Here is a 13,529-nt window from a genome sequence, read left to right on the forward strand (position 1 = left end):
GGGCTGCAAAGCAGCCCCACCCTCCCCCCTTCCTTGCACCCCCTCCGAACACAACTAAGCTTGTTGCCACAGTGGCTCCGCTCGCAGCGACCGGAACAGACGTGGTGCACAGCCTGACACCACGCCTGCGATCCAGTCACACGAGCCTGCGGCTTTGGGATGACGCCTTGCGTGCCCGTCCCCGCTTTAAAAGCTTGACCGATCGATCAGAAAAATATGAAAAACGGTACACATTACAAATATTTGTTTGTGTACAATCGTTCAACCCCAACGCCACGGGACGGTGGCGAAACGGGTCTGGACACGGGTCGGCGCCCGATCCCTTGCGTTGCCATAACCCTGGTGGTTATCGATACTGGCGCCGATTTACCAACCAACAAGAACACCCAAACCGTGGAACCTTAGAATGAGCACTGCAATCAGTCCGACTGCTTATAACTATAAGGTCGTCCGCCAGTTCGCCATCATGACGGTGGTCTGGGGGATCCTTGGCATGGGGCTCGGCGTCTTCATCGCCTCGCAACTGGTATGGCCCCAGCTCAACCTGGACCTGCCATGGACGAGCTTCGGCCGCCTGCGCCCACTGCACACCAACCTGGTGATCTTCGCCTTCGGCGGCTGTGCCCTGTTCGGCACCAGCTACTACGTGGTGCAGCGCACCTGCCAGACCCGCCTGATCTCCGACAGCATGGCCGCCTTCACCTTCTGGGGCTGGCAGGCGGTGATCGTCGGCGCGCTGATCACCCTGCCGATGGGCTTCACTACCACCAAGGAATACGCCGAGCTCGAGTGGCCGCTGGCGATCCTCCTGGCCATCGTCTGGGTCACCTACGCCCTGGTGTTCTTCGGCACCATCGTCAAGCGCAAGACCAAGCACATCTACGTCGGCAACTGGTTCTACGGCGCCTTCATCGTGGTCACCGCGATGCTGCACATCGTCAACCACATCTCGCTGCCGGTGAGCCTGTTCAAGTCGTACTCGGCCTACGCCGGCGCCACCGACGCGATGATCCAGTGGTGGTACGGCCATAACGCCGTGGGCTTCTTCCTCACCACGGGCTTTCTGGGGATGATGTACTACTTCGTGCCCAAGCAGGCCGAACGGCCGATCTATTCCTATCGCCTGTCGATCGTCCACTTCTGGGCGCTGATCACCCTGTACATCTGGGCCGGCCCCCACCACCTGCACTACACCGCCCTGCCCGATTGGGCGCAGTCGCTGGGCATGGTGATGTCGATCATCCTCCTGGCACCGAGCTGGGGCGGCATGATCAACGGCATGATGACCCTGTCCGGCGCCTGGCATAAGCTGCGCACCGACCCGATCCTGCGCTTCCTGGTGGTGTCGCTGGCGTTCTACGGCATGTCCACCTTCGAAGGCCCGATGATGGCCATCAAGACGGTCAACTCGCTGTCGCACTACACCGACTGGACCATCGGCCACGTCCACGCCGGCGCCCTCGGCTGGGTGGCGATGATCTCCATCGGCGCGGTCTACCACATGATCCCGAAACTCTATGGCCGCGAGCAGATGCACAGCATCGGCCTGATCAACGCGCATTTCTGGCTGGCTACCATCGGCACCGTGCTGTACATCGCCTCGATGTGGGTCAACGGCATCACCCAGGGCCTGATGTGGCGCGCCATCAACGACGACGGCACCCTCACCTACTCCTTCGTCGAAGCCCTGCAGGCCAGCCACCCTGGCTTCATCGTCCGCGCCCTGGGCGGTGCGTTCTTCGCCTCCGGCATGCTGCTGATGGCCTACAACGTGTTCCGCACTGTCCGCGCCGCCAACCCGGTACAGGCTGAGGAAGCCGCCAAGATCGTCGTCGTGGGAGCGCACTGATGAAGCACGAAGCAGTCGAGAAGAACATTGGCCTGATGGCCTTCTTCATGGTCATCGCGGTGAGCATCGGTGGCCTTACGCAAATCGTCCCGCTGTTTTTCCAGGACGTCACCAACAAACCGGTCGAAGGCATGAAGCCGCGCACCGCGCTGGAGCTCGAGGGCCGCGACATCTACATCCGCGAAGGCTGCGTAGGCTGCCACTCGCAGATGATTCGCCCGTTCCGCGCCGAAACCGAACGCTACGGCCACTACTCGGTGGCCGGCGAGAGCGTGTGGGACCACCCGTTCCTGTGGGGTTCCAAGCGCACCGGGCCGGACCTGGCCCGCGTCGGCGGCCGCTACTCGGACGACTGGCACCGCGCGCACCTGTACAACCCGCGCAACGTGGTACCGGAGTCGAAGATGCCGTCCTACCCCTGGCTGGTCGAGCACAAGCTCGACGGCAAGGACACCGCGAAGAAGATGGAAGTGCTGCGCACGCTTGGCGTGCCCTACACCGACGAAGACATCGCCGGTGCCAAGGACGCAGTCAAGGGCAAGACCGAGATGGACGCCATCGTGGCGTACCTGCAAGGCCTTGGCACCCTCATCAAGAGCAAACGGTGAGCATGATGGATATCGGGATGATTCGCGGTCTGGGCACCGCGCTGGTGCTGGTGGCCTTCGTGGGCCTGGCGTTGTGGGTGTTCAGCCCACGGCGCAAGAAGGATTTCGATGAAGCGACGCAATTGCCGTTCGCCGACGATCCCGAGGCCATCCGGCACCTCGAGCAAGCACGAGCTTCTGGGAGCAAACAACAATGACAACCTTCTGGAGTCTGTACGTCAGCGTCCTGACCCTGGGCACCATCTTCGCCTTGACCTGGCTGCTGCTGTCGACCCGCAAGGGCCAGCGCGAGGAAATCACCGACGAAACCGTCGGCCACGCCTTCGACGGCATCGAGGAGTACGACAACCCGCTGCCGAAATGGTGGTTCTGGCTGTTCGTCGGCACCGTCGTCTTCGCCCTCGGCTACCTGGTGCTCTACCCCGGCCTGGGTAACTGGAAAGGCATCTTGCCGGGCTACGCCTACCTGGATAACGACAAGCAGACCGAGTTCAGCAACGGCCAGGCCGGTTGGACCGGCGTGCACGAGTGGGAAAAGGAGATGGCCAAGGCCGACGCCCGCTTCGGGCCGATCTTCGCCAGGTTCGCCGCCATGCCGCTGGAGGAAGTGGCCAAGGATCCACAGGCGCTGAAGATGGGCGCGCGACTGTTCGCCTCCAACTGCTCGGTGTGCCACGGCTCCGACGCCCGCGGCGCCTACGGCTTCCCCAACCTGACCGACAACGACTGGCGCTGGGGCGGTGAACCAGAGACCATCAAGACCACCATCATGAATGGTCGCCACGGGGTGATGCCGGGCTGGGCCACGGTGATTGGCGAGCAGGGCGTGGCCGACGTGGCCGCCTTCGTGCTGAGCAACCTCGATGGCCGCAAGCTGCCCGAAGACGCCAAGGCCGATCCGGTCAAGGGCCAGCAGATCTTCGCCAGCAACTGCGTGGCCTGCCACGGCCCCGAAGGCAAGGGCACCCCGGCCATGGGCGCGCCCAACCTGACCCACCCGCAGGCGTTCATCTACGGCTCGAGCTTCGCCCAACTGCAACAGACCATCCGCTATGGCCGCCAAGGCCAGATGCCGGCCCAGGCGCAGATGCAGGGCAACGACAAGGTCCACCTGCTGGCGGCCTATGTCTACAGCCTGTCGCACCAGGAACAACAGCAGGCCCCACAAACCGAGTGATGCGCAACCGTGGGAGCGGGCTTGCCCCGCGATGGTCGCCAGGCTGACGCCACCATCGCGAGGCAACCCCGCTCCCACGGCTGTTTCAGCGCCAGCAAAAACAGCCGCGACTGACCTGGATCAATTGACACTCGCCATAACACGATTCACGCCGAGAACCCAACGCGACTAAGTGTCGCAGCACGACCCGCGCGCGCCATCACAGGCGTATCATGGGCCGCAGAGCGCTAGCAGAACGCGCGAGACTGCGGCCGGCAAGCACTGGTCGCGGCATTTCTCCACTGCCGTGGGACTTGATGATGAGCAAGCAAATTCCGGTACATGACGTCACCCCGCCTGCCAACAAAGGGAAGGATTCCGTCGATCTCTACGCCTCGCGCGAAAAAATCTACACCCGCGCCTTCACCGGCATCTTCCGCAGGTTGCGGATGGTCGGCGGCGCGGTGCTGTTCCTGCTGTATTTCGGTACTGTCTGGCTGAGCTGGGGCGGCCGCCAGGCCGTATGGTGGGACCTGCCCGAGCGCAAGTTCTACATCTTCGGCGCCACCATCTGGCCGCAGGACTTCATCCTGCTTTCGGGCATCCTGATCGTCGCCGCCTTCGGCCTGTTCTTCATCACCGTGTACGCCGGCCGGGTCTGGTGCGGCTACACCTGCCCGCAGAGCGTGTGGACCTGGGTGTTCATGTGGTGCGAGAAGGTCACCGAGGGCGATCGCAACCAGCGCATGAAGCTGGACAAGCAGCCCATGAGCGCCAACAAGTTCCTGCGCAAGTTCACCAAGCACAGCCTGTGGCTGCTGATCGGCTTCGTCACCGGCATGACCTTCGTCGGCTACTTCACCCCGGTGCGCGAACTGGTCTTCGAGTTCTTCACCGGGCAGGCCGACGGCTGGGCCTATTTCTGGGTCGGCTTCTTCACCCTGGCCACCTACGGCAACGCCGGCTGGCTGCGCGAGCAGGTGTGCGTGTACATGTGCCCCTACGCGCGCTTCCAGAGCGTGATGTTCGACAAGGACACCCTGATCGTCTCCTATGACCCGCGCCGCGGCGAAACCCGTGGCCCGCGTAAAAAGGACATGGACTACAAGGCCAAGGGCCTGGGCGACTGCATCGACTGCACCATGTGCGTGCAGGTCTGCCCGACCGGCATCGACATCCGTGACGGCCTGCAGATCGAGTGCATCGGCTGCGCCGCGTGTATCGACGCCTGCGACGCGATCATGGACAAGATGAACTACCCCAAGGGCCTGATCAGCTACACCACCGAGCACAACTTGTCCGGGCAGAAGACCCACATGCTGCGCCCGCGCCTGATCGGCTACGCCCTGGTACTGCTGGTGATGATCGGCGCCCTGGCCACCGCCTTCGCCACCCGCTCGCTGGTCGGCTTCGACGTGGCCAAGGACCGCGTACTGTACCGTGAGAACGCCCAAGGGCGGATCGAGAACGTGTACAGCCTCAAGGTGATGAACAAGGACCAGCGCGACCACGTATACGTGCTCGACGCCGCCGGCCTGCCGGACCTCAAGCTCGAAGGCCTGCGCGAGATTCGCGTCAGCGCCGGCGACATCGTCACCCTGCCGGTGCAATTATCGGTCGCTCCGGAGCAACTGCCCTCGACCACCAACGAAATCACCTTCATCCTCAAGGACGCCGACGACGGTGCCAGCCAGGTTGAAGCCAAGAGCCGCTTCATCGGCCCACAGATCCGCTGAGAGAGAATTTCGACAATGCCTGCCGCCACCGCCGCCAGCCCCTGGTACAAGCACCTCTGGCCCTGGATCATCATCGGTATCCTGGCCACCTCGGTGTGCCTGAGCCTGACCATGGTCAGCATCGCTGTGCGCAACCCGGACAACCTGGTCAACGACAACTACTACGAGGCCGGCAAGGGCATCAACCGCTCGCTGGACCGCGAACTGCTGGCCCAGGCCCTCAACCTCAAGGCCAGCGTGCACCTGGACGAGCTGACCGGCGAGGTCGAAGTGCGCCTGACCGGCAACAGCGACCCGCAGACGCTGGAACTGAACCTGATCTCGCCGACCCAGCCGGACAAGGACCGCAAGGTCCCGCTGGCGCGCAGCGAACCGGGGCGCTATGTCGGCCAACTCGACGACAAGGTCCAGGGGCGGCGCTTCGTCGAATTGCTGGGCAGCCAGGACGACCATGTGTGGCGGCTGTTCGAGGAAGAGAAGGTCGAGCATGGGGTGACCTTGCAGCTGGGGGACGAGGCGTTGCAAGGTGCCGAGCATCAGCAATGAGTCGCCGTACCGCTGGGGGCGCCTTGCGCCCCTTTCGCGACACAAGGCCGCTCCTACAGGGACACGCGATCCCCTGTAGGAGCGGCCTTGTGTCGCGAAAGGGCTGCAAAGCGGCCCCGACAATCTCAAAATACTAGACCGCACCAAAATGACCCAACCCACCCCCTGCTACCACTGCGCCCTGCCCGTCCCCGCCGGCAGCCGCTTCACCGCCGTGGTGCTCGGCGCGCCGCGGGCATTCTGCTGCCCTGGCTGCCAGGCGGTGGCCGAGTCCATCGTCGCCGGGGGCCTGGAGCACTACTACCAGCACCGCAGCGACACCAGCGCCAACCCCGAGGCCCTGCCGCGCCAACTGCAGGATGAACTGGCGCTGTACGACCGCGACGACGTGCAACGCAACTTCGTCCGTCACGAGGGCGAACTGGCCGAAGCCACGCTGCTGGTCGAAGGCATCAGTTGCGCTGCTTGTGGCTGGCTGATCGAGAAGCACCTGCGCAACCTGCCCGGCGTCGCCGAAGCCCGCCTGAACCTGTCCAACCACCGCCTGCTGGTCACCTGGGCCGACAGCCAGTTGCCACTGTCCAGGCTGCTCGCCGAGCTGCGCCAGATCGGCTACGCCGCCCACCCCTACCAGCCCGACCAGGCTGCCGAACAGCTGGCCCGGGAAAACCGCGGCGCCCTGCGCCGCCTCGGCGTGGCCGGCCTGCTGTGGTTCCAGGCGATGATGGCGACCATGGCCACCTGGCCGGAATTCAACATCGACCTGTCGCCAGAGATGCACACCATCCTGCGCTGGGTCGCGCTGTTCCTCACCACCCCCATCGTGTTCTACAGCTGTGCGCCGTTCTTCAAGGGCGCCGCCCGCGACCTGCGCACCCGCCACCTGACCATGGATGTCTCGGTGTCACTGGCCATCGCCCTGGCCTACTGCGCCGGCATCTGGACCGCGATCACCGGCAGTGGCGAGCTGTACTTCGATACCGTGGGCATGTTCGCGCTGTTCCTGCTCACCGGGCGCTACCTCGAACGCCGCGCCCGCGAACGCACCGCGGCAGCCACCGCGCAGTTGGTCAACCTGCTGCCGGCCTCGTGTCTGCGGGTGACGACCGACGGCCAGGCCGAACGCATCCTGCTCGGCGAGTTGCAGTGCGGCGACCGCGTGCAGGTGCTGCCCGGCGCGGTGATACCCGCCGACGGGCGCATCGTCGACGGTCGCTCCAGCGTCGATGAGTCGCTGCTGACCGGCGAATACCTGCCTTTGCCTCGCCAGGCCGGCGACCGCGTCACCGGCGGCACTCTCAACGTCGAAAGCTCGCTCACAGTGGAAGTCCAGGCCCTGGGCCATGACTCGCGACTGTCGGCCATCGTGCGCCTGCTCGAACGCGCCCAGTCGGAAAAACCGCGCCTGGCCGAGATCGCCGACCGCGCCTCGCAGTGGTTTCTGCTGTTCACCCTGGTGGCGGCGGCGCTCATCGGCCTGGCGTGGTGGCAACTCGATGCGCCCCGGGCGTTCTGGATCGTCCTGGCCATGCTGGTCGCCACCTGCCCATGCGCACTGTCGCTGGCCACCCCGACCGCCCTCACCGCCGCCACCGGCACCCTGCACAAACTAGGCCTGCTGGTGACCCGTGGCCACGTGCTGGAGGGCATGAACCAGATCGACACAGTGATTTTCGACAAAACCGGCACCCTCACCGAAGGCCGCCTGGCACTGCGTAGCGTGCGCCCGCTGGGGCGCCTGGACAGCGACAGCTGCCTGGCCCTGGCCGCCGCCCTGGAGAACCGCTCCGAACACCCGATCGCCCGCGCCTTCGGCCGCGCCGCGCGGCCCGCCGAGGGGGTCAATGCGGTGCCGGGGCTGGGCCTGGAAGGTGACATGGACGGCCAGCGCCTGCGCATTGGCCAGGCCACCTTCGTCTGCGCCCTGAGCGGTGCCGAGGTGCCCGCCGTACCCGAACCGCGCGGCCAATGGCTGCTGCTGGGCGATCGTCAGGGGCCACTGGCCTGGTTCGCCCTGGACGACCGCCTGCGCGACGATGCCGCCGACCTGGTGACCGCCTGCAAGGCGCGTGGCTGGCAGACCCTGCTGCTGTCCGGCGACAGCTCGCCAATGGTCGCCGAGGTGGCCGCGCAACTGGGCATCGACCAGGCCGTCGGCGGCCTGCGCCCGGACGACAAGCTCGCCCACCTGAAAGCCCTGCAGGCAGAGGGTCGCAAGGTGCTGATGCTGGGCGACGGAGTCAACGATGTGCCGGTGCTGGCCGCCGCCGACATCAGCATCGCCATGGGCAGCGCCACCGACCTTGCCAAGACCAGCGCGGACGCGGTGCTGCTGTCCAACCGCCTGCAAGCGCTGGTGCAGGCCTTCGACCTGGCCCGGCGCACCCGCCGCAACATTGTCGAGAACCTGCTCTGGGCGACCCTGTACAATGGCCTCATGCTGCCGTTCGCCGCGCTCGGCTGGATCACCCCGGTATGGGCGGCGATCGGCATGTCGGTCAGCTCGCTGATCGTGGTGCTCAATGCCCTGCGCCTGACCCGGCTGCCCGCCGCGGCCGAGGCGCCGCCGTCGCCTGAAAGGAAACCGCTATGCCCGCCCTCTACGTGATGATCCCCGCCGCCCTGCTGTTGGTCGGCGTCGCCGTGTACATCTTCTTCTGGGCAGTGGACAGCGGCCAGTACGACGACCTCGAAGGCCCGGCCCACAGCATCCTGTTCGACGACCAGGACCCGCGTCACCAGGCCGCCGTGAAGCACGACGAAGCCAAGCCTGACGACCAGGAACCGGCCCCGCGTGCCTGAACTGATCCCCCTGCTTGGCTCGGCCCTGGTGCTCGGCCTACTCGGCGGCGGCCATTGCCTGGGCATGTGCGGTGGCCTGATGGGCGCCCTGACCCTGGCCATCCCTCCCGAGCAACGCGGCAAGCGCCTGCGCCTGCTGCTGGCCTACAACCTCGGGCGCATCCTCAGTTACGCCAGCGCCGGCCTGCTGCTGGGCCTGGCCGGGGTGGCCCTGGCCAGCAGCCCGCTGGCGATCGGCCTGCGGGTGCTGGCGGCATTGCTGCTGATTGCCATGGGCCTGTACCTGGCGGGCTGGTGGAGCGGCCTGACCCGCATCGAGGCACTGGGGCGCGGGCTGTGGCGCCATGTGCAACCGCTGGCCACGCGCCTGCTGCCGGTCTCCAGCCTGCCCCGCGCCCTGCTGCTTGGCGCCCTGTGGGGCTGGCTGCCCTGCGGCCTGGTGTACAGCACCCTGCTGTGGGCGGCCAGCCAGGGCGATGCGCTGCACAGCGCGGCGCTGATGCTGGCCTTCGGCGTCGGCACCTGGCCGGTGCTGCTGGCCACCGGGCTGGCCGCCGAGCGCGTAAGCAAACTGCTGCGCAAGCGCGGGGTGCGCATGGCCGGGGGCGTACTGGTGATTCTGTTCGGCTTGTGGACCCTGCCCGGGCCGCATCAGCACTGGCTGATGGGGCACTGATCACAGGGCTGCCAACTGCCCTTGATACAAATCAACACAGATTCCTACAGACGCCCCTAGACTCCGGACACTGCAGCTCTATCCGGGGACCACCCACATGCTCGACGACCTACGTTGGGACGCCGACCTGATTCGTCGCTACGATCTGGCCGGGCCACGCTACACCTCCTATCCGACCGCCGTGCAACTGCACGGCGAAGTGGGCTCGTTCGACCTGCTCCACGCCCTGCGCGAGAGCCGTCGCGCCACCCGTCCGCTGTCGCTGTACGTGCACGTGCCGTTCTGCGCCAATATTTGCTACTACTGCGCCTGCAACAAGGTCATCACCAAGGATCGCGGCCGCGCCGCGCCCTACCTGCAACGCCTGGAGCAGGAAGTCCAGCTGATCGCCTGCCACCTCGACCCTAAACAAGTTGTTGAACAGCTGCACTTCGGCGGTGGCACGCCGACCTTCCTCAGCCATGTGGAACTGCGCCAGCTGATGGCCACCCTGCGCCAGCACTTCAACCTGCTGGACGACGACTCCGGCGACTACGGCATCGAGATCGACCCGCGCGAGGCCGATTGGTCGACCATGGGCCTGTTGCGCGAACTGGGCTTCAACCGCGTCAGCCTCGGCGTGCAGGACCTTGACCCAGCCGTGCAGCGCGCGGTCAACCGCCTGCAAAGCCTGGAGCAGACCCGCACCCTGATCGAGGCAGCGCGCACCTTGCAGTTCCGCTCGATCAACCTCGACCTGATCTACGGCCTGCCCAAGCAGACCCCGGAAGGTTTCGCCCGGACCGTCGAGGAAGTCATCCGCCTGCAGCCCGACCGTTTGTCGGTATTCAACTACGCGCACCTGCCCGAACGTTTCATGCCCCAGCGGCGCATCGACAGCAACGATCTGCCGGCACCCGCGGCCAAGCTGGAAATGCTGCACGCCACCATCGACCAACTGACCGCCGCTGGCTACCGCTACATCGGCATGGACCACTTCGCCCTGCCTGACGACGAACTGGCCATCGCCCAGGAAGAAGGCACCCTGCAACGCAACTTCCAGGGCTACACCACCCACGGCCATTGCGACCTGATCGGCCTGGGCGTGTCGGCGATCAGCCAGATCGGCGACCTCTACTGCCAGAACAGCAGCGACCTCAACACTTACCAGGACACCCTTTCCACCGCCCAGCTGGCGACCCAGCGCGGCCTGCTGTGCAACCAGGACGATCGCTTGCGCCGGGCCGTCATCCAGCAACTGATCTGCCACTTCGAGCTGGACTTCGAGCCAATCGAGCGGGCGTTCACCATTGATTTTCGCGGCTACTTCAACGATCTCTGGCCGCAGTTGCAGGCCATGCAGCGCGACGGCCTGATCACCCTGGACGCCCAGGGCATACGCATCCTGCCGGCCGGGCGCCTGCTGGCACGCTCGGTATGCATGGTCTTCGATGCCTACCTGGCGCAGCAGAACCGCCAACGTTTTTCACGGGTGATCTGAGGGTTATTGAGGCGTTTCACCGCATGGACAGCGGGCCTTTCGAGGCACACTATGGACAGTTGTACGGTACCGGAACACCCCACCGGACCGGAGCCGGCGCGCACCAAAAAAGCGCATGCTGGCCTACAGCCCATGCCACGGGTTATCCTTACGGCTTATGTGTGCTTTCCCACAAGGATCGAAAGAAATGTCCGAGCCAGTAAAACTGCGCCCACACAACCAGGCCCACTGCAAGGATTGCAGCCTGGCCCCCCTGTGCCTGCCCCTGTCCCTGAACCTGGAAGACATGGATGCACTGGATGAAATCGTCAAACGCGGCCGCCCACTGAAGAAAGGCGAGTTCCTGTTCCGCCAGGGTGACAATTTCGGCTCGGTCTACGCAGTACGTTCCGGCGCCCTCAAGACGTTCAGCCTCAGCGACAGCGGCGAAGAGCAGATCACCGGCTTCCACCTGCCCAGCGAGCTGGTCGGTCTGTCCGGCATGGACACCGAGGCCTATCCGGTGTCGGCCCAGGCCCAGGAAACCACCTCGGTGTGCGAGATCCCGTTCGAGCGCCTCGATGAACTGTCGGTGCAGCTGCCACAACTGCGTCGCCAACTGATGCGGGTGATGAGTCGCGAAATCCGCGACGACCAGCAGATGATGCTGCTGCTGTCGAAAAAAACCGCCGACGAGCGCATCGCCACCTTCCTGGTCAACCTGTCCGCGCGCTTCCGCGCCCGCGGCTACTCGGCCAACCAGTTCCGCCTGAGCATGTCGCGCAACGAGATCGGTAACTACCTGGGCCTGGCCGTGGAAACCGTGTCCCGCGTATTCACCCGCTTCCAGCAAAATGGCTTGCTCAAGGCCGAAGGCAAGGAAGTGCATATTCTCGATCCGATCCAGCTGTGCGCACTGGCCGGTGGCGCGCTCGAGGTCTGATCCTGGTGTGAACAGGGTATACTGGCGCCTTGGTTTTTCCAGGATACCCGTCCCATGCACAGCGACACCTTCGACCTCAAAGCCTTGATCCGCCCGGTAGTGGACTTCCCCAAGCCGGGCGTGATCTTCCGCGACATCACCCCGCTGTTCCAGTCGCCGCGCGGGCTGCGCTATGTCGCCGACCAGTTCATCGAGCGCTATGTCGAGGCCGAGTTCAGCCACATCGGCGCCATGGACGCGCGGGGCTTCCTGATCGGCTCGATCATCGCCCACCAGTTGAACAAGCCGCTGATCCTGTTCCGCAAGCAAGGCAAACTGCCGGCCGACGTGCTGAGCGAAGGCTACCAGACCGAATACGGCGAGGCCTTCCTGGAAGTCCACGCCGACAGCCTTTGCGAAGGGGACTCGGTGCTAATCTTCGATGACTTGATCGCCACCGGCGGCACCCTGCTGGCCGCGGCCAACCTGGTGCGCCGCACGGGCGCCCAGGTATTCGAGGCGGCGGCGATCATCGACCTGCCGGAGCTGGAAGGATCGCGTCGCTTGCAGGCGGCCGGGGTGCCGACCTTCTGCCTGACCGAGTTTTCCCTAAGCGAATACTGAGTTCGCGTCCGAAATGATCGCGGGGCAAGCCCGCTCCCAGGCGTATTGACCCGCGCGGGAGCGGGCCTGCCCCGCGATGCCTTGCAAGACCTACAGAGAAATTGGCCGACGCCCGGCGAAGGCGTGGGCAAGGGTCCCGCCATCGACCAGCTCCAGCTCGCCGCCCAAGGGTACGCCATGGGCGATGCGCGTGGCCGCCAGGCCTTTCTCGGTCAGCAGTTGGGCAATGTAATGCGCCGTCGCTTCCCCTTCCACTGTCGGATTGGTCGCCAGGATCACCTCGCTGAAGGTGCCCTGCTCCTCGATCCGCGCCATCAGCTGCGGAATGCCAATGGCATCAGGGCCCAGGCCGTCAAGCGGCGACAGGTGCCCCTTGAGCACGAAATAGCGACCGCGGTAGCCGGTCTGCTCCACCGCATAGACATCCATCGGCCCTTCGACCACGCACAACTGCGTGTCGTCGCGGCGCGGGTCGGCGCATTGCGGGCACAGTTCCTGCTCGGTCAGGGTGCGGCACTGGCGGCAATGACCGACGCCGTCCATGGCCTGGCTCAGGGCCTGGGCCAGGCGCGCGCCGCCGCTGCGGTCGCGTTCGAGCAGCTGCAGGGCCATGCGCTGGGCGGTTTTCTGGCCAACGCCGGGCAGGATGCGCAGGGCGTCGATCAGTTGGCGGATCAAGGGGCTGAAGCTCATGTGTGCGGGCCTGCCAATTCAGGAATCAGAATGAACAAGGGAGCAACGACCGCTGGGCCGTTGCTCCCCTTAATGACGCAAGCCGTCGATCAGAACGGCATCTTGAAACCAGGCGGCAGCTGCATGCCGGCGGTCATACCGCCCATCTTCTCCTGGCTGCTCTGCTCGATCTTGCGCACGGCGTCGTTCAGGGCCGCGGCGATCAGGTCCTCGAGCACTTCCTTGTCGTCAGCGTCGGTCGACATCAGGCTCTGGTCGATGCTGACGCGCTTGACGTCGTGACGACCGGTCATCACCACGCTGACCAGACCGCCACCGGACTGGCCGGTGACTTCCGCATTGGCCAGTTCTTCCTGCATTTTCTGCATCTTTTCCTGCATCTGCTGGGCCTGCTTCATCAGGCCGGCCATGCCACCTTTCATCATGGGGTGTACCTCGATTGGGTCATGTGATGCGGC

14 protein-coding genes are annotated in these 13,529 nt (G+C 65.1%); 12 read left to right on the forward strand and 2 right to left on the reverse strand.

Going from position 1 to position 13,529, the window contains the following annotated elements; all coding sequences use genetic code 11:
- Positions 1 to 406: 406 nt before the first annotated feature.
- From ccoN to ACODS5_RS18990, 12 genes are all read left to right on the forward strand, one after another.
- Positions 407 to 1,849, forward strand: coding sequence for a cytochrome-c oxidase, cbb3-type subunit I (gene ccoN, locus ACODS5_RS18935; RefSeq protein WP_134693552.1), 1,443 nt, complete (start codon positions 407 to 409; stop codon positions 1,847 to 1,849).
- Entirely contained in the window at positions 1,849 to 2,457 is a 609-nt protein-coding gene (gene ccoO, locus ACODS5_RS18940) for a cytochrome-c oxidase, cbb3-type subunit II (RefSeq protein ID WP_134693551.1), read from the forward strand. Before ccoN ends, ccoO begins: the two co-directional genes overlap by 1 nt.
- Positions 2,458 to 2,462: 5 nt before the next feature.
- Entirely contained in the window at positions 2,463 to 2,654 is a 192-nt protein-coding gene (locus ACODS5_RS18945; RefSeq protein ID WP_134693554.1) for a cbb3-type cytochrome oxidase subunit 3, read from the forward strand.
- Positions 2,651 to 3,634: a cytochrome-c oxidase, cbb3-type subunit III gene (ccoP, locus tag ACODS5_RS18950; RefSeq protein ID WP_134693550.1), complete on the forward strand. Its 984-nt coding sequence runs from the start codon at positions 2,651 to 2,653 to the stop codon at positions 3,632 to 3,634. Before ACODS5_RS18945 ends, ccoP begins: the two co-directional genes overlap by 4 nt.
- Positions 3,635 to 3,933: 299 nt before the next feature.
- Complete coding sequence (gene ccoG / locus ACODS5_RS18955; RefSeq protein WP_134693549.1) at positions 3,934 to 5,349, forward strand: cytochrome c oxidase accessory protein CcoG; 1,416 nt, start codon at positions 3,934 to 3,936, stop codon at positions 5,347 to 5,349.
- A 15-nt stretch (positions 5,350 to 5,364) separates the two neighbouring features.
- A complete protein-coding gene (locus ACODS5_RS18960; protein WP_134693548.1) occupies positions 5,365 to 5,895 on the forward strand; it encodes a FixH family protein in 531 nt (176 codons plus the stop codon).
- 148 nt (positions 5,896 to 6,043) lie between these two features.
- The gene (locus ACODS5_RS18965) at positions 6,044 to 8,503 is read left to right on the forward strand and encodes a heavy metal translocating P-type ATPase (RefSeq protein WP_489109387.1); all 2,460 of its coding nucleotides are present in this window, start codon (positions 6,044 to 6,046) and stop codon (positions 8,501 to 8,503) included.
- Positions 8,485 to 8,697 carry a cbb3-type cytochrome oxidase assembly protein CcoS gene (ccoS, locus tag ACODS5_RS18970; RefSeq protein WP_134693546.1) on the forward strand — a complete coding sequence of 71 codons (213 nt, stop codon included), beginning with the start codon at positions 8,485 to 8,487 and terminating at the stop codon, positions 8,695 to 8,697. Before ACODS5_RS18965 ends, ccoS begins: the two co-directional genes overlap by 19 nt.
- Positions 8,690 to 9,373 carry a sulfite exporter TauE/SafE family protein gene (locus ACODS5_RS18975; RefSeq protein WP_489109388.1) on the forward strand — a complete coding sequence of 228 codons (684 nt, stop codon included), beginning with the start codon at positions 8,690 to 8,692 and terminating at the stop codon, positions 9,371 to 9,373. The genes ccoS and ACODS5_RS18975 overlap by 8 nt, the downstream gene beginning before the upstream one ends.
- A gap of 97 nt (positions 9,374 to 9,470) precedes the next feature.
- The gene (gene hemN, locus ACODS5_RS18980) at positions 9,471 to 10,853 is read left to right on the forward strand and encodes an oxygen-independent coproporphyrinogen III oxidase (RefSeq protein WP_134693544.1); all 1,383 of its coding nucleotides are present in this window, start codon (positions 9,471 to 9,473) and stop codon (positions 10,851 to 10,853) included.
- Positions 10,854 to 11,040: 187 nt separating this feature from the next.
- Entirely contained in the window at positions 11,041 to 11,775 is a 735-nt protein-coding gene (fnrA, locus tag ACODS5_RS18985) for a Crp/Fnr family transcriptional regulator FnrA (RefSeq protein WP_023630845.1), read from the forward strand.
- Between the two features lie 54 nt (positions 11,776 to 11,829).
- Positions 11,830 to 12,378, forward strand: coding sequence for an adenine phosphoribosyltransferase (locus ACODS5_RS18990; protein ID WP_028692867.1), 549 nt, complete (start codon positions 11,830 to 11,832; stop codon positions 12,376 to 12,378).
- A 90-nt stretch (positions 12,379 to 12,468) separates the two neighbouring features.
- On the opposite strand, the gene recR is transcribed toward ACODS5_RS18990, so the two are convergent.
- Both recR and ACODS5_RS19000 read right to left on the reverse strand, forming a co-directional pair.
- Positions 12,469 to 13,071 carry a recombination mediator RecR gene (recR, locus tag ACODS5_RS18995; RefSeq protein ID WP_134693543.1) on the reverse strand — a complete coding sequence of 201 codons (603 nt, stop codon included), beginning with the start codon at positions 13,069 to 13,071 and terminating at the stop codon, positions 12,469 to 12,471.
- An 89-nt stretch (positions 13,072 to 13,160) separates the two neighbouring features.
- Positions 13,161 to 13,496: a YbaB/EbfC family nucleoid-associated protein gene (locus ACODS5_RS19000; RefSeq protein WP_023632783.1), complete on the reverse strand. Its 336-nt coding sequence runs from the start codon at positions 13,494 to 13,496 to the stop codon at positions 13,161 to 13,163.
- Positions 13,497 to 13,529 lie beyond the last annotated feature (33 nt).

The organism is Pseudomonas sp. FG47 (assembly GCF_057809115.1).

What these genes read in the sequence shown, in the direction of transcription:
- ccoN (WP_134693552.1), top strand. Translation starts at nt 407, where the DNA reads ATGAGCACTGCAATCAGTCCGACTGCTTATAACTATAAGGTCGTCCGC.
- ccoO (WP_134693551.1), top strand. Translation starts at nt 1,849, where the DNA reads ATGAAGCACGAAGCAGTCGAGAAGAACATTGGCCTGATGGCCTTCTTC.
- ACODS5_RS18945 (WP_134693554.1), top strand. Translation starts at nt 2,463, where the DNA reads ATGGATATCGGGATGATTCGCGGTCTGGGCACCGCGCTGGTGCTGGTG.
- ccoP (WP_134693550.1), top strand. Translation starts at nt 2,651, where the DNA reads ATGACAACCTTCTGGAGTCTGTACGTCAGCGTCCTGACCCTGGGCACC.
- ccoG (WP_134693549.1), top strand. Translation starts at nt 3,934, where the DNA reads ATGAGCAAGCAAATTCCGGTACATGACGTCACCCCGCCTGCCAACAAA.
- ACODS5_RS18960 (WP_134693548.1), top strand. Translation starts at nt 5,365, where the DNA reads ATGCCTGCCGCCACCGCCGCCAGCCCCTGGTACAAGCACCTCTGGCCC.
- ACODS5_RS18965 (WP_489109387.1), top strand. Translation starts at nt 6,044, where the DNA reads ATGACCCAACCCACCCCCTGCTACCACTGCGCCCTGCCCGTCCCCGCC.
- ccoS (WP_134693546.1), top strand. Translation starts at nt 8,485, where the DNA reads ATGCCCGCCCTCTACGTGATGATCCCCGCCGCCCTGCTGTTGGTCGGC.
- hemN (WP_134693544.1), top strand. Translation starts at nt 9,471, where the DNA reads ATGCTCGACGACCTACGTTGGGACGCCGACCTGATTCGTCGCTACGAT.
- fnrA (WP_023630845.1), top strand. Translation starts at nt 11,041, where the DNA reads ATGTCCGAGCCAGTAAAACTGCGCCCACACAACCAGGCCCACTGCAAG.
- ACODS5_RS18990 (WP_028692867.1), top strand. Translation starts at nt 11,830, where the DNA reads ATGCACAGCGACACCTTCGACCTCAAAGCCTTGATCCGCCCGGTAGTG.
- recR (WP_134693543.1), bottom strand. Translation starts at nt 13,071, where the DNA reads ATGAGCTTCAGCCCCTTGATCCGCCAACTGATCGACGCCCTGCGCATC.
- ACODS5_RS19000 (WP_023632783.1), bottom strand. Translation starts at nt 13,496, where the DNA reads ATGATGAAAGGTGGCATGGCCGGCCTGATGAAGCAGGCCCAGCAGATG.